The sequence below is a fragment of the Lysinibacillus sp. ACHW1.5 genome (assembly GCF_022014815.1).
GTDB classification, from domain to species: Bacteria; Bacillota; Bacilli; order Bacillales_A; family Planococcaceae; genus Lysinibacillus; species Lysinibacillus capsici.
In genome coordinates this window covers 1,494,279-1,511,029 of record NZ_CP091777.1, presented here as the reverse complement: position 1 = coordinate 1,511,029, position 16,751 = coordinate 1,494,279, and the positions used below count along the sequence as shown (strand labels likewise).

The window sequence follows — 16,751 nt, the reverse complement described above, 5'->3', positions numbered from 1 at the left end:
GGGCTTAAGCCCACTTCTCACTAATTGTAATTAATGCTTTTTCAAAAGCTTCCATTGGAGGATTTGTGATACCAGCACCAATCATACCGATTCCAGCCTCTTTATGTGCGATAGCTGTATTAATAATTGGAAGAATACCTGATTGGATGACTTTGCGAATATCAATACCAGTAGGAATTCCCATGAAGTTTAATAATGGAATGGTAATATTTTGGTTTTCTGTCGTCGTAATTTCTTTCATTTTACGAGAATAACCAATTGCTTCATCCACTGTTCCACCTACTAAAGCAACGATTGCTGGTGCAGTAGCCATTGCGAAACCACCAATACCGTAAGTTTCTGTAATAGCACTATCCCCTATATCAAGACCTGAATCCTCTGGTTTGTAGCCAGCAAACATCGGTCCGATTACTTTTTGTGCTGGGCCAGTAAACCATGTATTACCTGGCATGCCACTAATACGAACACCAAATTCTACACCGTTACGTGCCATTGTTGTCACGACAGTACTATATTCGATTCCATGTGCAGCATCTAATGCACATTTACAGCATGCCATCCATGTAGGACCTGAAAAATAATCACTACTTGCCACGAAATCAAATACTGCTCGCTTCTGTTCAACAGGATAATCTGTTTCTAAGATATATGGTGTCAATGCTTGAATTAATAAGCTTGTACCTGCATTATTACGGTTATGACATTCGTCACCCATGTGGAGCGCTTGTGCAAGCATTAATCGTAGATCGATGCCGTCTTTATTTAATTTCATTGCATCACGTAAAATTGGTCCTAACACATCACGCATCCATATTAATCGCTCGACAACGCTGTCATCGTTGGCACCCATACGCAAGATTTTTGCCATTTGCTCACTTAAATTTGTATAGGCGATATTGCCATACGTTTTATTTTCAACGATGTGCATAAACATCGAAGCAGATGTTACCCCAGCCATTGAACCAACGGCATTATGCTCATGACAAGGTGAGAATGTGATTTCTCCTGAAGCCGCTACCACTGCTGCTTCTTCTAAGTCTTTTGCTAATCCTTCGAATACAAGTGCACCCATAACAGCGCCTTGCATTGGGCCATTCATGTTTTCCCACGTAATGGGTGGTCCTGCGTGTAAAATTGTTTTTTTCGTCATGCCAGGCACAACATTGATGGCTTGATCGAAACCAATCAGCACGGGTTGAGAGTTCACAATTTTTTCCACTGCAAGACGATTTGCTGCTTCGATTTTTTCAGCAAGTTCTGCTTTATCGATTTTGTTTAGTGCTGCAATAATTTCTGGCTTACCTCCACCTGGTGGTGACCACTCTAGGTGTGTAGCACTTGCATTTTGTGCTAATATATCATCCTTAAAAAGTTCAATACCTACGTTAATGACGTTAATTTTACTTGTAAAAAGTTCATTAATCTTACTCATGATTTTCTCCTTTCAACACCATTTCTCTAGCAAGTAATCCTGCATTTGTACTACTGCTTGCATGTGTAACACCTGCATCAATTAATTTTTTCACTTGCTCATCTATGTTTGGCGTATCTAAGTCTGTTCCAAGGACATACCCAATGATCTCTAAATGTCTACCTTCTTTTTCAGCAAATTGTTTAGCTTCAATGATGGCTGGAAGCATAACACCTACTGGGTCTTCATGAGAGCCAAAGCCTAATACGAAGTCCATCACAATGACACCAACTGTCGGATCTTTTGCTTCTTGTAAGAAGCGCTCAATGCGAGAAGACGGATCGATCATTGGATGTGGTTTACCATTTGTAAAATCATCATCACCGAAGTCAATGAATGTATGTTCCTGACTCACATTGATATCTTTCAATAAGAAATCAGGATTTTTCTGGATGTTACTGTAAACCTTATCGAATTTTTCCATCGCTAGATACATAGATTCATCACAAAGCGTACCGCCACAGAATAACCCACGAATGTATTTTTGTTCTGGTGCTAATTTTGCACGGACCTCTTCAACTAATGGAATGTTAAGTGCACGTTTGTTAATGCCTGCTTCATCAATACCTGCTAGTAAGACTGCCTTTAATGCTGCTTCTTTCGATGTTTTAGCAAATTGTCCACCAGCTGCCACTACCGCCTCTTCATTACCACCGATAAAGTAAACCACTACTGGTTTGCTGCATTCTTTGATTTGTGCGAGCACCTTTTTCTCAACACTTGCTTCAGGTGGCTTCGACACTAGAACGATCACTTTTGTCGCTTCATCCGCATCTAGTGCTTTAATGCCATCAAGCATCATAATGCCGCCTACTTCTTTACTTAAATCTCTTCCGCCAGTACCGATCAGTTGTGTGATTCCACCACCGAAGTCATGAATACGAACACTTACCTCTTGGCTACCTGTACCAGATGCTGCTATGATACCGATATTGCCTTTTCTCACAGCGTTGGCAAAGCAAAGACCTGTATTACCAATAATGGCCGTACCACAGTCTGGCCCCATCATTAATAGACCTTTTTCATGTGCTAAAGTTTTTAATTCTACTTCATCTTCAACGCTTACATTATCACTGAACAGCATCACGTGTAGATCATTTTCAAGTGCTTTGCGTGCTTCGCGAACGGCAAATGCCCCATTGACAGAAATGACCGCAAAGTTTGCATCAGGAATTCCTTGTGCAGCTGAATCAATCGTTGCATATTTAATATCACTTTTTGCTTGTGCTTTATCTTTATTTGTTAGTAATTCTTCCACTGCTAGGTAAGCGCTTTCTGTTTGATCCGCATTAGCAGTTTTAACAATAATCATTAAGTCCCCTGCTGTTGCCTCCTCCACTTCTGGCGTCATCAAACCAACGTTACGAATGACTCCTTTGTTCATCTCCGTACCCATACCAATAATTGCTTGCTCGACGCCTTCAATTTGATTCGCTTTTGTAGATAGTGACATCAATGACACTGAATCAAAATATGTGTTGCGCTTAATTACGACTTTAATACTCATCATTATCCTCCTAATTTTATATTGGCTTCTAAGCCACTTATCAGCCCTAAGGCAATATCTGTTCCTGAGGAGGAGCCAATAGCAAGCACCTTTCTCAGAGCCTCAATGGATTCCACTTCTGTGCCATATAAAATGGCGTGTATGAATGAACAGATGGACTCCCTTACTTGTCCATATGCTGCCTTCTTCAATGTTGTAAAGCTAATCTCATTGGTCAAAGGCTGAATCACTTTGATGACGCTTTCACACAAAGGTTTATACATAGAACACGGGCTATTTTGTAAGTGAATGATAGCAAATAAGCCTACTAAAAAATCATCCCCTGATGGTGTTAGCCCTGGCCCCAAGCCTACTAAATCAGCTGCATATGCCTGAAAACGATCCAAACGTTGATTCAATATTTCCTCATAAAGTAAAGTTGTGCGCTGCTGTAATAATCTAGATGTCTCTGCTTCAAATTCACTGACGGGAGAATCATTACGTTTTATGCCGCCGCCTTTCCCATGTAAATCAATGAATTGTTTAACACGAATCATATTCATTTTTAAGCTTGTACAATTTGCTGGATAAATAGGTAGCTGACATTGCCAACGAGAGGCGGTAGGGATCGCTATTATTAATTTTTCTTCTATTAATAGTTGATTATGGCGAACCGATACCCTGTCATGTTGCTGAATGCCCAGGTGATCCAATGTATCAAGATCAATGACAAGTGTATTGGGTGCCCGATCCATTGCCTTCGTAGCAAGTGTAAAAATTTCATCATTACCATCACTCCGTATATTTAAGGCATGTTTAAACACGCTGTGAACCGTTCCCGTAAACGTCTCCACTATTTGCTGCAGGAAATAATCATCACCCAATTTGGCATGTATCATATGTACACCCTCTTTATGTCGTAGGAGTACTACTATTTCGCTCCTGCTTCTAGTAGAATTTTTTCAATTTCAGTAAATCCTTTTTCTTTAGCCATTGTTAATGGTGTCACACCATATTGATCCACTAATTGTGTATCTGCTCCATGTTCTACTAATAGACGAACTATTTCTTGTTGCTTTTCTCCCCCATCATTGAGAAGAATGGCTTCAATCAATGGTGTCCATCCACAAATATTTGTATGGTTGACATTGATGTCTGTAGTCGTTACAAGTTCACGAACTACCTCAACAAAGCCCTTCTCACTTGCTGGATGAATCCCTACACCGCCAAAGCGTGTTAAACGCTCTAAATCTGTGTTTGCTTGTAGCATTATTTTCACAAGCTCTAACTTTCCATTTATACATCCATACAAAAATGGGTTTAAACAAATTTGATCTTGAAGGTCAATATCTGCCCCTTCCTGAATTAAAAATTTTACTGTTTCTAATTGATCATTCATCGCAGCAAGTAAAATTGCTGTACGTTTGCGCTTATTTTGAGAATTAATATCCACACCTTGTTGTAAATAACCTTTCAGAGCGTTATTATCACCTGCTTCAGCTGCAGTTAAAAATTCTGAGACCACATTCATATCTACCAATTTCATTCCTCCATTTCTCTGACCTATTGTTCATTTCAACTAAAAAGAAATAAACCGCGAGAATGTTACTACTTTCACATTTCCGTCTTACAAGCTTTATTTTATTCTCTTATGCCGTAGATATCATTGTTTAGCAAAACCAAAAAGAATGTAGATCATTTAGGCAATATGTACAATGTTTTGTGATAAGATTATGGCGAAGGAGTGAAATCATTTGCTAACAATTAAAGATATATTAGAGATAAAGGCACTTGAAGGAATTAAAATTGTTGCTGGAGAGCAAGGAATTCACAATGAAATTGCACTTGTGAACATTATCGAAAATCCCGATGCATTTGATTGGCTGACACCGAATGAATTACTGTTAACGACTGGTTACATCTTCCAAGATGACGAAGCCTTACAAAATAAAATTATCCAAGAAATCTCTAAAATCAATTGTGCAGGCCTTGTTATTAAAATGAGACGCTATTTACAAAAGACGCCTCAAAACATGATCGATATTGCCAATCAGCATGGATTGCCGTTATTAGAGTTACCTTATAATTACACCCTTTCCAAGGTCATCTCGATTATCAATGAAAAGGCATCTGGCCGTTATGATCTATTAAATAGAAAATCTTTGGACATGCACAATACGCTATTTAAGGTGGCGCTTGAAGGAGGAGGCATCGAATCTATTTCCTCTAAGTTAGCTGAAACAATTAATAACCCGATTATTTTTTTAGATAATGACTGGAATTTACTGCATTATACAGATCTTGATACGAATCCTGTACCCCTTGCCTATGGCATTAATTTAAAGAAGAATCGTCCAACATTTTCAAAGGATTTTATAAATACCATTCCGAATGATCTCAATGAAATGCAAAAATCCATTACACGAATCTATCAATTAGAAGATCTAGCCGTAAAATGTAGAATTCTTCCTGTTGCAGTAGCCAACTATATTTATGGCTATATTGTCATTTGGCAAACTGTACGGGATCTGAATGAGTTTGATTTCATCGTTTTAGAGCAAGCCTCCACGATTGTGGCACTAGAAAGGATAAAACAGAAGGAAATTGAGGGTGTACGTCTAAAGATTAAACAAGAGTTTTTTGATGATTTATTGACTGGAAAAATCACTTCGCTTGAAACGCTACAAACACTATGCGATCTCCACGGCTTAAAGATCAACCATAAATATTATTGCATCGTCATCTCTATTAGCCATGAAAATTTGCAAAATCAGCATGATTTAATTTCTAGAAAATACGAAACCGATAATATTGCAAAAAAATGTATGAATTTAATTTATGAGCACTCTAGCACAATTAATGGGGAAATTACATGCCTTTATCGCAACAATCAAATCATTATATTAGTTGGACAGCAAGACAACAAACAAGATTTCACGATCAATGAAACAAAGCAATACGCAGAAAACATTCTCCAATTATTAGTACAGCAACATACGCAAAGCTCTTTCTTAATGGGAATTGGCAAAGAATATAAACATATACGTTTTGTCCATAAAAGCTTTGCAGAGGCACATGAAGCTCTCCGTCTTATGCACCGCTTCGAAGAGCGTGGGGCAGTGGCTCATTATGCAGATCACTCCATTTATCATTTTTTAGATTCGAATATTAATGAAGTGCAGCTAAAGGACTTTTTCTTAGAAAGCTTGGGTTCTGTCTTTGAGCATGATCTATTACATGGGACAAGCTATCTACTTACATTAGAAAATTACTTTATTAATCATATGAATCTAAGTGAAACAGCCAAGGAAATGTTTATCCATCGCAATACGTTAATTTATCGGATTGAAAAGATTAAAGAAATTTTAAAAACCGATTTAAAAAGCTATGAGGAGCTGTTACAAATCCAGCTAGCCTTAAGAATCTATCGCTTGCTTGGTAAGTCTTTATACCACGATGAATTTGCAGACTAGTATCAAAAGGTGGTGATCGCATCACCTTTTTTGATGACCATTCATTTCATATTCAGTTCATAAACGCATGCTATAGTAAAGCCATAGAAACGAAATACATTGTTTTCAGACAATGAAGGAGGCTTATTTCTTTGCAAGAAACATCAAATGATATGTCTAAACAAAAAGATTGGCGCCGTTTTATACAGTTAGTAAAACGTGCCGAACCACCGATATGGCTACTTGTCATCGCTTTAGTGATGAGTTTAGCAACGACAGGTGTAGGGTTTATTGTTCCATTATTTACAAAACAATTAGTGGATGGCTTTTCGTTAGAATCGCTTAATTATTGGCAAATTATTGTACTAGGTATTGCCTTTATCGCACAGGCTATTGCCAGTGGATTATCCATCTATTATTTAAATCGAGTTGGACATCATGTTGTGGCAAAATTACGTGACCAGCTATGGAGAAAGCTATTGCATTTACCAATCCCCTATTATGATGAACATGATACTGGTGAAACATTGAGCCGTGTTACGAATGACACGGCGGTTGTGAAAGAGCTGATAACAGAGCATTTAGCAAACTGTTTATCTGGCGTTATCTCCATAATAGGTTCTATTATCATTCTTCTATTTTTAGATTGGAAAATGACATTAGTCATGCTGATCGCCGTACCACTGGCAATGGTGATCTTAATGTTGCTAGGGCGACGCATGTTTGTGATTTCAAAAGGGATGCAAGATGAAACAGCGAAATTTACGTCAGTATTAAATCAAGTATTACCTGAAACACGCCTAGTCAAGGCTTCAAACGCTGAGCAAATTGAATATGAGCGTGGAAAAAAGGGCATTACGAATCTCTTTACATTCGGCTTAAAAGAAGCAAAAATCCATGCGCTGATCTCCCCGCTGATTTCATTCGTTCTGATGTCTGTGCTTGTAGCTATTATCGGCTATGGTGGTGTCCGTGTTTCCTCTGGAGAGCTGACGGCTGGCGATATGGTGGCATTTATTTTATATTTAATCCAAATCATTATGCCAATGACGCAATTAACGATGTTCTTTACCCAGCTCCAAAAAGCCATGGGTGCTACAGAACGAATTAGTGCATTGCTTGAATATGAGGAAGAACATATTGATGAAGGCTTAACAGTAGAAAAAGTAGATCAACCCATTTATGTTAAAAATGTTGATTTTTCTTATGGTGAGGAGCCCATTTTATCCAATATTAATTTCACAATTGAGCCAGGCAAAGTAACAGCCATCGTTGGACCAAGTGGTGGTGGTAAAACAACCACATTTTCACTGCTAGAACGATATTATCAGCCAACGAACGGCAGTATCACACTAGGAGATATACCAATCGAAACTTTCTCACTCCACTCTTGGCGCAGTCAAATCGGCTATGTAGCGCAGGAAAGTGCCCTGCTCTCAGGCACAATTCGAGAAAACATTTGCTATGGTATAGATCGTGAAGTACAAGATGATGAGCTAGAAAAAGTGGCTAAAATGGCCTATGCAGATCAATTTATTAACGAGCTTCCAGACAAGTTCGATACTGAAGTTGGAGAACGAGGCATCAAGCTTTCAGGAGGACAACGTCAGCGTATCTCTATCGCAAGAGCGCTCTTACGTAATCCGCAAATATTAATGCTGGATGAGGCAACATCAAGCTTAGATAGTAAATCAGAAATTTATGTACAAAAAGCATTAGACAACTTAATGCAAGGACGCACAACACTAGTCATTGCGCACCGTTTATCGACAGTGGTAGATGCCGATCAAATATTGTTTATGGAGAAAGGGCATATTACAGGCTGTGGTACACACGAAACACTCTTTGAAACACATGCTATGTATCGTGAGTTTGCCATGCAGCAATTACGCATTAAAGATGTTGAATAAAGGGGTTTGTTGAGATGACAAAACTATTAGTCGTGGATGATGATGCACATATTCGCGAATTGGTAAAAGTGTTTCTGCAAAACGAGGGCTTAGAAGTGATAGAGGCTATCGATGGAATAGACGCATTGTCTAAATTAGACAATGAAAAAGTCGATATGGTCGTGATGGATATTATGATGCCCAACATGGATGGCTGGGCATTATGTGAGGAAATACGTTCATTCAATATAGATCTACCAATCCTTATGCTAACAGCTAAAGGAGAAACCTCTCAAAAAATCAAGGGCTTTCATTTAGGGACAGATGATTACCTAGTGAAGCCATTCGAGCCTGCAGAGCTAATCGTACGAGTTAAGTCTATTTTAAAAAGATATCGTATTTCTCTTTCTCAAGTTGTAGAGGCTGGTCATGTCAAATTAAATCGCCATACACATGAAGTGGAAATGAACGGCGAGACGATTCTACTTCGTTTGAAGGAGTTCGAGCTATTATTTACACTTGCAAGCTATATTGGTAAAACCTTTTCCCGTGAACAATTAATCGAAGAAATCTGGGGCTACGACTATGAGGGAGATGAACGAACAGTTGATGTCCATATCAAAAGAATACGAGAACGCTTTCCACAGGAGACGAGTGGCTTTGTCATTCGCACCATTCGGGGCCTTGGTTACCGCTTGGAACTAGGCACATGAGAAAACGAAGATTCTTGTTAAGATTAGCGATGGTCTTTTGCCTGTTTCTGATTGCAAACACCGTTTTCGCTTTTATCTCCTATCATGTAACTTCATGGCTGTTTGGACGGTTAGGAACTGAGCCTCATGGATTTTGGCTACAACTAGCAACAGTGATTGGGGTGTTTGCACTTTTTGCCTGTTCAGCTGCCATTATCTTTTTAATCGGACTAAATCGACAACGTAACTATTGGGATACGATTGTAGATGCATTAAGCCGCATGGCAAAAGGTGATTTTGATGTTCAGCTGGATTTGAGAGCAGATGAGGAGGATCAATTTGGGCAATTGATTCATGGTATTAATCATATGGCTGTTGAGCTAGGTGAACTGGAAAGAATGCGTCAGGAGTTCATTTCCAATGTCTCCCATGAAATTCAATCACCTTTAACGTCTATTAATGGCTTTGCCAAGGCTTTGAAAAATATTAACCTACCTGAAGAAAAACGTCAGCATTATTTAGCTATAATTGAATTAGAAAGTAATCGTTTATCAAAAATTAGCGACAATTTACTCAAGCTAACTTCCTTAGAATCGCAGCATCATCCATTTGAGCCTATAACTTATCGACTCGATAAACAACTACGCAATGTTGTGCTGGCACTAGAACCGAATTGGTTAGCCAAACAGATTGACTTTGATCTCGATCTTGATAACCTGAGCATCACTGCAGATGAGGATTTGATGAATCAAGTCTGGATGAATTTACTGACAAACAGTATTAAGTTTACACCTACCAATGGAACCATCTCATTATCTATGAAAAAGCAGTTCGACACGATAACCGTGATGGTCCAAGATACTGGTATTGGCTTAACCGAAGAACAACAAAAGCATGTTTTTGAAAGATTTTATAAGGCCGATCAATCGCGAACTGCTGGTGATGGCGGTAGCGGATTAGGGCTAGCCATTGTCAAAAAAATAATTGAGATGCATCATGGAACCATTGCTGTAGAAAGCAAAATAGCAGAATATACAAGATTTTTGATTACTGTCCCCATCGACAGTACGCCAACTCATGCAAACGACTAACCCCGTCTGCATGAGTTATTTTTTCTAGTATGCTACTTTACTAAAGTATCGATATACTTTATTTAGTTTCTGCTGTTGCTTCCCCTTTTTACTTTCCATATTACCAAACTCAAAAAACTTCACTTTTTTCATTCCAACAAATTTAAACAACGCCCTTTTCATTAAAATTTTATGTGCATTGTTCAACCATAAAAATGGATAATTGGTTGGCCCCTTCATCGTGGACACACAGACTACAGATTTCCCTTTTAAAAGACCCTCTGGAAATAACCCCTTTGTATCTCGATAAGCAAAATTTGCTGCAAATAATTGGTCGATATATCCTAACAGCATGGCTGGAGGTCTCCCCCACCAGATCGGATAAACAAATACAATTTGATCTGCCCAAGAGAGCTGTTGGCGGTATTTTTCCATTTTCGGATCCCGATACATATCACGACGTCGTTTATGTTCATGGAAAATTAAGCGTGGATCGAACTCTTCTTCATATAAATCTAGTATCTGAATCTCCTCGATGGTAGGATTCTCTCGACACCCCTTTATCACTTCTTGTAAAAAAGCATAATTTAAACTTTTATGGTTGGGATATGTATAAACAATTAACGTTTTCATTGTGCGCCTCCTCATTACTTATCATTTGATAATAAAATAATAGTTCAGTTCATTTTAGTTGTCAAATGATAATTGTTTTAGGACAAGTTATTTGTTATCTTGACAGTAAGAGGTGATCCCATTGAATAAAAGCGCTTTATTTCATCAGTTTGTAGCTTTTACAGCCACAATCCATCAAGTGACACATGATCTCACACAAAATGTTACCGCTGCGAATATCACACCGCTACAATATAAAATTCTTGAATATATTAAAGTAAGCCAACCTGTCACACCAACCGAAATCAGTGAATGTCAGCATATGTCCTTACCCAACACAAGCCGTGAACTTCGGAAATTGCAGGAACGGCAGCTAATCGAAAAATTTAACGACACAGTCGACCGCAGAAAACAGTATGTCCGTTTATCCAAAGAGGGTGAAAAAATGATGGAGGAGGCATTTGCCTGTATCGAAGAACGCTTTTTACAGCTTATTCAACACGCAACCCAGGATGATCTAAAGGACATCCAACATGCTCTAACCATTTTAGAGGAAAAGGTTTTACAGCAAAACGGCTAAGACCATGCTGCTTTTCGGGTGTGGTGATCGCTACTATTGGAGAAGCAGGAGGCGAGATCTTTTTTGACTGAAATTGCTCTTGCTTTGGTTTGAAGTGATCATTTTTTTCAAAACCGATCTTTTCTTTGCTCGAAGTGATTATTTTTTGTTCAAAACCGCTCTTTCCTTTGCTCTAAGTGATCACTTTTCAATCGCTACCGCTCTTTCTTTGGTTTAAAGTGCTCGCTTCTGATTCAAAGCCGCTCTTTTATTGGCTTGAAGCACTCTCTTTTCATGCAAAGCCGCTCTTTCCCTGGTTCGAAGCGCTCTCTTTTACTTCAAATTGCTCATCTCCTTGCTCGAAGTGATCACTTCTAAATCAAAACTGCTCATTCTTCTTTATGGAATGATTCATCTTACACGCAAAAAGGTTAGCCGTAATTTGACTTGAATCATTAAAAATCTTTAGTGTCACGCACCACAGATTCGTAACCACTTTGTCTTTTCTTTAATAGTATAAAGGTGAGTAGAAGGAGGAGTCTCAAGTGGAAGTAGTAGTGTTTGATCGGGAGTGGATTGAAGAACAGTTTGATACACTTCCATTATGGCAACGGTCAGCCTATACAGATTTTGCTGCCACGATTGCGGATGAAGCAAATACGTTTCCGTGTATACCAGCAAGAATGGGCTTTTTATCAAACCATTTGCGCTATAGTTTTGTCGGGGATCCACGGGAAGAGCAATCGATTAAAATGTTAGCACAATGCTTAAAGGACTATACGAAAGCATCACGAACTTTCGGGAAGTATACAACTCTTACTGTGTTCTTTCATACCCCTCACGATATGCAAGATAGCTTTGAGGTAGCAGATTATCAGCAGTTATTTTGGTCCATATTAAATAATTTAACCAATTTGGATGAGATGAATTGGCCTGAAGGAATACCAATGGAGCCTACTCAGCATGAATGGGAGTTTTGCTTTCATGGTGAACCCTATTTTATCTCTTGTGCAACACCAGCCCATAAATTGCGAAAAAGTCGTCATTTTTCCACTTTATTAATGGCCATTCAACCCCGTTGGATATTCGATGATATAAACGACACCACAGCCTTTGGGCGAAAAATCAAAAAGCTCATTCGTCAGCGGATTGCAGACTACGACACAGTCCCAGGACATCCAGATTTGAAATGGTATGGGCAAGAAGATAGTTATGAATGGAAGCAGTACTTCTTAAGTGATGATAACCATAGTCCATCCAAATGTCCTTTTTTAAGGATGTCTCAGGAAAACGGTTCATTACGTAATGTTTTTTTGCCTTTTCACAACAATCCAGGTCGCCACACTGATTAAGGCTATAAAGAGCAGGCTCACATAAAAACCGAGTCTGCTTGTTTTTTCACCTAAAGTTCCAGATACCGTCACAGCAATGAGCAACATCCCCATAGCATTCTTTACATGCCCCCACTTAGTTAACTCCATGAGCTTCCAGTAGGTCACTAAAATAAAAAGCCAATTATAGATCAACATTAAACCCGCCGCTGTAATCAAATATTCAAAGATTTTTTCTGGCATCAAAAAACCAATTACAATCGTCATTACTAGCCCACTCGTTAAAAATAAAAAGGCTGGAAAAGGAACTTTCATTTTTCCTTTCTTTGCAAGGACTGCCGGTGCATCATGATCCTCTGCAAGTGTAGTGAGAATGGTGATCACCGCGTAAAGCGAGGCCACCATCGTTGAAAAACCAGCAATGATTAGCACACCATTAAAGATATCTGCCACAAAAGGGATATGGTGTCCTTGAAGCGCTGTAATAAAAGGACTTTCATCAATCGAAAAGTCTTTCCACGAAACGAGTACTAATGCAAGGGCGATGGCCATGATAAAAATAACGGTAATCACGATCAGCATAATTCTCCCCGCTTTTTGCGCCTCTTTTGGATTTTTCAAATCGATGACCATTAAACCCATCACTTCAATTCCTCCGTAGGCATAAAAGGCATAAAGTAATCCGAGCCAAATACCTTTTAGTCCTTGTGAAAAAAATGCTTCATAATTAGTCTGAAGAGAAGCCATTGTAGTAGATGGTGTACCTCTCATGATGATGACCACTGCTACAATAATGAACATAATGATGGCAGCTGCCTTTAAGGCACCGAAGATATTTTGGAAATTTTCAAAGCCCTTCATGCCTGTGAGAATAACGACTAAACCAATAGCAGCATAAATCGATGCAGCAATCCACAGGGGCAGCACCGGAAACCAAAATTTCGTAAAAATGCCGAGCGCCATCAGCTGGCTTCCCATGATTAATAGCTCAGAAATCAAGTACACCCAGCCATTGCTAAATCCTGCCCAGCGTCCAAAGGCTTGCTTGGCATAGGTACGAAAAGAGCCTTTATCTGGATTTTCCACAGACATTTTAACAAGTGCATCATACACGATATACGTACAAATGGCCGCTAATAAAAAAGGAATCAATACCGCAGGCCCACTTTTATGAATGGCCATACTTGTCCCAAGAAAAAAGCCCGTTCCCAAAGTACAACCGATTCCAAGAAGCGAAAGCTGCCACCAGGCCATACTTCCTTTAGCTGATTTTGAAGTCATTTGTTCTCAACCCTTCGTTACGTTCTTACCAATGGCAATGTCATACATCGAATGCCACCACCGCCTTTTTCAAGCTCAGTGACATCAACTTCAAGCAAGTTTTTATTCTTCAGCAGTGGATGCGCCAATAATTGTTGTTGTGTTGCCTGCTTGCTTATCAACAGTGTTTCAGGATTCAGGTTAATAAAGTTGATGTCTGGAATGGTCTTATACGAGTTCAGCCAGTAAACATCCAAACCATGACGCTTTAAAAATGACTCTAGCATATCAAAACGACTGCTTTGAGCTGTTAACACCTGAATAGGAAAATGGCGTACAAAGCTTTTAGCAACAACCAGATTTGCGTTTACAACATTACAATTCATATCTAAATGCAGCGTATCATTGCTTTTCGGTAAATCAATTATGGCAATTTCAGAAAACCCCTCTTGAAAAATGCCTTCCTTTAAGCCTTCGATAGCTTCTATCGATGTTCTCATTCCAAGATTAATAAGCACAGCATCTTTATTTAAAATTAACAAATCTCCACATTCGAAGGAATGAAGCGGCTGCAAATTAGCTTTCCATTGTTGTGGTAACCATTTTTCTAATAGTGAATGTGCAAGAGGGTACTCTGGTTTTCTAAGTGAACTTCCAGCATTTCCAAGTAAAAGCCGATTCCCAATGACACAGGCTAGGTCACGCACAAAATAACGATTGAGGAGCTGCTCACTTAATAGCTGCTGATCGTGGGCTAGTTCTCTTGCATAATCAAGTACATGTACCCCTGCGTTTTCGAATGTTGTCTTTAATGCCATGAAATTATCCATAGCCTTCTGATGGTTGACCGTATCACTCCAACCAACCTGCTCTGCTATTGTTAAATCCGTTACATCTACGAGTGAAGGTGCACAAAGCATCACTACTTTCAGTTCGCCATATTCTGACCAACAATTTAGTTGAAATGAATCCATTCAAGTATTCTCTCCTTCTTCACAACAATCTCTGTTAGCGTTACCATTGACTTTCAGATTATACAAGGTCCGAAGAATTTACCAATTAGAATCATTTAGAGAAAGGGGTGTCATTATGGAATACTATAAATTTTTAAGACAGTATGTAGGACACCAACCTATTATTTTACCTGGATCGGTGGTTCTCATTCTTAATACTGAAAACGAAATATTACTACAAAAAAGAGATGATGGCGGTTGGGGGCTTCCTGAAGGATTAATGGAATTAGGCGAGAGCTTAGAGGATACGGCCAAAAGAGAGGTATAAGAAGAGACAGGACTAGCCATCACAGATTTACAGTTACTAGGTGTTTTTTCTGGCCCGGATTGTTACCTAAAGTTTCGAATGGGGACGAATTATACGCCGTTACAGCAGTCTTCTCTACAAGAAATGTGCTTGGTAATTTAGTGATTGATTACAATGAATCAGAGACTATGCAATATTTCTCCCTTTTCCATTTGCCAAACAATTTAAAAGATCGTCGATTTATTGAACCATATATCGCACAATTAATTTAGAGAGAAAACATGCCGTTTTCTCTCTTATTGTCATGTAAAATATTCTAATTTTGCTTGAGGGAAAAACTTCTGCATATAGCCATACAAATGTTCCTTAATGTCTTCTTCTTCCTCTTTTTGATAAATATATTTACCAATGCCATATTTGCCCCATTTATATCGTCTTACCGTCTCGTCGAGCTCTAGCTTCGTCATTGGATAATTTTTTTCAATCACACGCTTTGCAGGCTTTGTAAAGCGATGTTGAATAAATTCAAAGGTGATGTCATCGCGCACATCCTTTGGCAATTCAGCGTCCAATCGCTCAAACATATGATAATAGCCCTCCTGCCAGCCATCATGAAGATAGATTGGCGCAACAATAAATCCGAGTGGGTATCCAGCTCTTGCCACTTTCCCCCCAGCCTCAATGCGCTTTTCCAATGGTGATGTACCTGGCTCAAAGTGCTTAATCACATAATCAGCATTGACACTAAAACGAAACCTTGTACGACCATTATGCTTGGCATCTAATAAATGATCCACATGATGGAATTTCGTTACAAATCGTAACTGACCTAGCTCACTTTGTCCAAAATGCTCAATGGCTCGCTTTAAGGTATGTGTAAGATGATCAATTCCTACAATATCAGAAGTACAGGATGCCTCAAAGCGAGTGATGTCAGGTGCTCGTTCAGCCATATAGTGATCGGCCTGTTCTAGGATTTCATCGACATTGACATAGGTCCTAATATAAGGTTTGCTGCCCATAGTTGTTTGTAAATAGCAATAATGACAATGTCCCATACAGCCAGTCGCAAATGGGATGGCATATTCCGCTGAGGGCTTAGATGTATCAAACTTTAATGTTTTTCGAATACCCACTACTAAGGTCGATTTTGCTACCCGATACTTTTGAAAATCATTGTCTCCAGGAAGGTTTCTCACTTGATTATGGGAAGTTGTATAGCGAATTTCAATTCCCATCTGCTCAAACTTCTCTTTTAGCTCCTGACCTAATGGATACTGGAGGGCATCTGGCTCAAAATAAACAAGCTGAGGGGTAAATGGCTTCATCATGTGAATCCTCCCTTAATGAAAATACTGGTGATAGGCTTGTTCAGCCGCCATCTCGCTTGCAAAAATCACCATGTCATTTGTGATTGGATAATAGGTTTCAAATAAAAATAGCGCTAGCTCCTCTGGTTTTTCTGGATGATAAACGACTGCCGCTTCCTGTATATTCGTTACATCTTGAATATGTGGATTGCGGTAAAAAATATAAACAATATCACCCACATCAAATGGTTGTTGCATCTCTTCACCTTCCTCTGCCTTTCCATTAGTTTGGTGAAAGTGTACAAAAAATATGTCATAAAAAATTTAGTTGGTAATATACATACAGTCGTGCGGTTATT

16 protein-coding genes are annotated in these 16,751 nt (G+C 39.0%); 7 read left to right on the top strand and 9 right to left on the bottom strand.

Features of this window, described 5'->3' with window-relative positions:
* Positions 1-4: 4 nt before the first annotated feature.
* From L6W14_RS07155 to L6W14_RS07140, 4 genes are read right to left on the bottom strand one after another with little or no spacing between them, the layout of a single operon-like run.
* Positions 5-1,432 carry a YlbE family protein gene (locus L6W14_RS07155; protein WP_131519723.1) on the bottom strand — a complete coding sequence of 476 codons (1,428 nt, stop codon included), beginning with the start codon at positions 1,430-1,432 and terminating at the stop codon, positions 5-7.
* Positions 1,425-2,978 (bottom strand): acyl-CoA synthetase FdrA, encoded by a 1,554-nt coding sequence (gene fdrA, locus L6W14_RS07150; RefSeq protein ID WP_237900152.1) that lies wholly within the window; start codon positions 2,976-2,978, stop codon positions 1,425-1,427. Before fdrA ends, L6W14_RS07155 begins: the two co-directional genes overlap by 8 nt.
* A 2-nt stretch (positions 2,979-2,980) precedes the next feature.
* Positions 2,981-3,856, bottom strand: a complete 876-nt coding sequence (locus tag L6W14_RS07145) for an oxamate carbamoyltransferase subunit AllH family protein (RefSeq protein ID WP_237900150.1) — start codon at positions 3,854-3,856, stop codon at positions 2,981-2,983.
* Positions 3,857-3,888: 32 nt separating this feature from the next.
* Entirely contained in the window at positions 3,889-4,497 is a 609-nt protein-coding gene (locus L6W14_RS07140; RefSeq protein WP_081011059.1) for an ankyrin repeat domain-containing protein, read from the bottom strand.
* 214 nt (positions 4,498-4,711) lie between these two features.
* Here L6W14_RS07140 and L6W14_RS07135 point away from each other — a divergent pair, with 214 nt between their 5' ends.
* The 4 genes from L6W14_RS07135 to L6W14_RS07120 all read left to right on the top strand — a co-directional run bounded on the left by L6W14_RS07135 (position 4,712) and on the right by L6W14_RS07120 (position 10,081).
* Positions 4,712-6,430, top strand: a complete 1,719-nt coding sequence (locus L6W14_RS07135) for a PucR family transcriptional regulator (RefSeq protein WP_131519720.1) — start codon at positions 4,712-4,714, stop codon at positions 6,428-6,430.
* 131 nt (positions 6,431-6,561) lie between these two features.
* Positions 6,562-8,319, top strand: coding sequence for an ABC transporter ATP-binding protein (locus L6W14_RS07130; protein WP_237900148.1), 1,758 nt, complete (start codon positions 6,562-6,564; stop codon positions 8,317-8,319).
* 14 nt (positions 8,320-8,333) lie between these two features.
* Positions 8,334-9,011 (top strand): response regulator transcription factor, encoded by a 678-nt coding sequence (locus L6W14_RS07125; RefSeq protein WP_237900145.1) that lies wholly within the window; start codon positions 8,334-8,336, stop codon positions 9,009-9,011.
* Positions 9,008-10,081 (top strand): sensor histidine kinase, encoded by a 1,074-nt coding sequence (locus L6W14_RS07120; RefSeq protein ID WP_237900143.1) that lies wholly within the window; start codon positions 9,008-9,010, stop codon positions 10,079-10,081. The genes L6W14_RS07125 and L6W14_RS07120 overlap by 4 nt, the downstream gene beginning before the upstream one ends.
* A 24-nt stretch (positions 10,082-10,105) precedes the next feature.
* On the opposite strand, the gene L6W14_RS07115 is transcribed toward L6W14_RS07120, so the two are convergent.
* Positions 10,106-10,693 (bottom strand): NAD(P)H-dependent oxidoreductase, encoded by a 588-nt coding sequence (locus L6W14_RS07115; RefSeq protein WP_054550751.1) that lies wholly within the window; start codon positions 10,691-10,693, stop codon positions 10,106-10,108.
* A gap of 121 nt (positions 10,694-10,814) precedes the next feature.
* Here L6W14_RS07115 and L6W14_RS07110 point away from each other — a divergent pair, with 121 nt between their 5' ends.
* Positions 10,815-11,252 (top strand): MarR family winged helix-turn-helix transcriptional regulator, encoded by a 438-nt coding sequence (locus tag L6W14_RS07110; protein WP_131519717.1) that lies wholly within the window; start codon positions 10,815-10,817, stop codon positions 11,250-11,252.
* A 524-nt stretch (positions 11,253-11,776) separates the two neighbouring features.
* On the top strand, positions 11,777-12,583 hold the full coding sequence (locus L6W14_RS07105) for a YqcI/YcgG family protein (RefSeq protein ID WP_131519716.1): 807 nt from the start codon (positions 11,777-11,779) through the stop codon (positions 12,581-12,583).
* On the opposite strand, the gene L6W14_RS07100 is transcribed toward L6W14_RS07105, so the two are convergent.
* On the bottom strand, positions 12,530-13,843 hold the full coding sequence (locus tag L6W14_RS07100; protein WP_131519715.1) for an amino acid permease: 1,314 nt from the start codon (positions 13,841-13,843) through the stop codon (positions 12,530-12,532). The two genes, L6W14_RS07105 and L6W14_RS07100, sit on opposite strands and share 54 nt — an antisense overlap.
* Positions 13,844-13,860: 17 nt before the next feature.
* Positions 13,861-14,796, bottom strand: coding sequence for an arginine deiminase family protein (locus L6W14_RS07095; RefSeq protein ID WP_131519714.1), 936 nt, complete (start codon positions 14,794-14,796; stop codon positions 13,861-13,863).
* Between the two features lie 115 nt (positions 14,797-14,911).
* Here L6W14_RS07095 and L6W14_RS23175 point away from each other — a divergent pair, with 115 nt between their 5' ends.
* On the top strand, positions 14,912-15,103 hold the full coding sequence (locus L6W14_RS23175) for an NUDIX domain-containing protein (protein WP_371824162.1): 192 nt from the start codon (positions 14,912-14,914) through the stop codon (positions 15,101-15,103).
* A 281-nt stretch (positions 15,104-15,384) separates the two neighbouring features.
* Here the strand turns inward: L6W14_RS23175 and splB are convergent, their stop codons facing one another.
* Entirely contained in the window at positions 15,385-16,413 is a 1,029-nt protein-coding gene (splB, locus tag L6W14_RS07085; RefSeq protein WP_237900141.1) for a spore photoproduct lyase, read from the bottom strand.
* 12 nt (positions 16,414-16,425) lie between these two features.
* Positions 16,426-16,650 carry a transcriptional regulator SplA domain-containing protein gene (locus tag L6W14_RS07080; RefSeq protein ID WP_004232790.1) on the bottom strand — a complete coding sequence of 75 codons (225 nt, stop codon included), beginning with the start codon at positions 16,648-16,650 and terminating at the stop codon, positions 16,426-16,428.
* Positions 16,651-16,751: the final 101 nt, after the last annotated feature.

Bases quoted from the DNA above. Each gene is read 5' to 3' on its own strand.
- L6W14_RS07125 (WP_237900145.1), top strand. From the start codon at position 8,334: ATGACAAAACTATTAGTCGTGGATGATGATGCACATATTCGCGAATTG.
- L6W14_RS07080 (WP_004232790.1), bottom strand. From the start codon at position 16,650: ATGCAACAACCATTTGATGTGGGTGATATTGTTTATATTTTTTACCGC.
- L6W14_RS07115 (WP_054550751.1), bottom strand. From the start codon at position 10,693: ATGAAAACGTTAATTGTTTATACATATCCCAACCATAAAAGTTTAAAT.
- L6W14_RS23175 (WP_371824162.1), top strand. From the start codon at position 14,912: ATGGAATACTATAAATTTTTAAGACAGTATGTAGGACACCAACCTATT.
- L6W14_RS07155 (WP_131519723.1), bottom strand. From the start codon at position 1,432: ATGAGTAAGATTAATGAACTTTTTACAAGTAAAATTAACGTCATTAAC.
- L6W14_RS07095 (WP_131519714.1), bottom strand. From the start codon at position 14,796: ATGGATTCATTTCAACTAAATTGTTGGTCAGAATATGGCGAACTGAAA.
- fdrA (WP_237900152.1), bottom strand. From the start codon at position 2,978: ATGAGTATTAAAGTCGTAATTAAGCGCAACACATATTTTGATTCAGTG.
- L6W14_RS07100 (WP_131519715.1), bottom strand. From the start codon at position 13,843: ATGACTTCAAAATCAGCTAAAGGAAGTATGGCCTGGTGGCAGCTTTCG.
- L6W14_RS07120 (WP_237900143.1), top strand. From the start codon at position 9,008: ATGAGAAAACGAAGATTCTTGTTAAGATTAGCGATGGTCTTTTGCCTG.
- L6W14_RS07145 (WP_237900150.1), bottom strand. From the start codon at position 3,856: ATGATACATGCCAAATTGGGTGATGATTATTTCCTGCAGCAAATAGTG.
- splB (WP_237900141.1), bottom strand. From the start codon at position 16,413: ATGATGAAGCCATTTACCCCTCAGCTTGTTTATTTTGAGCCAGATGCC.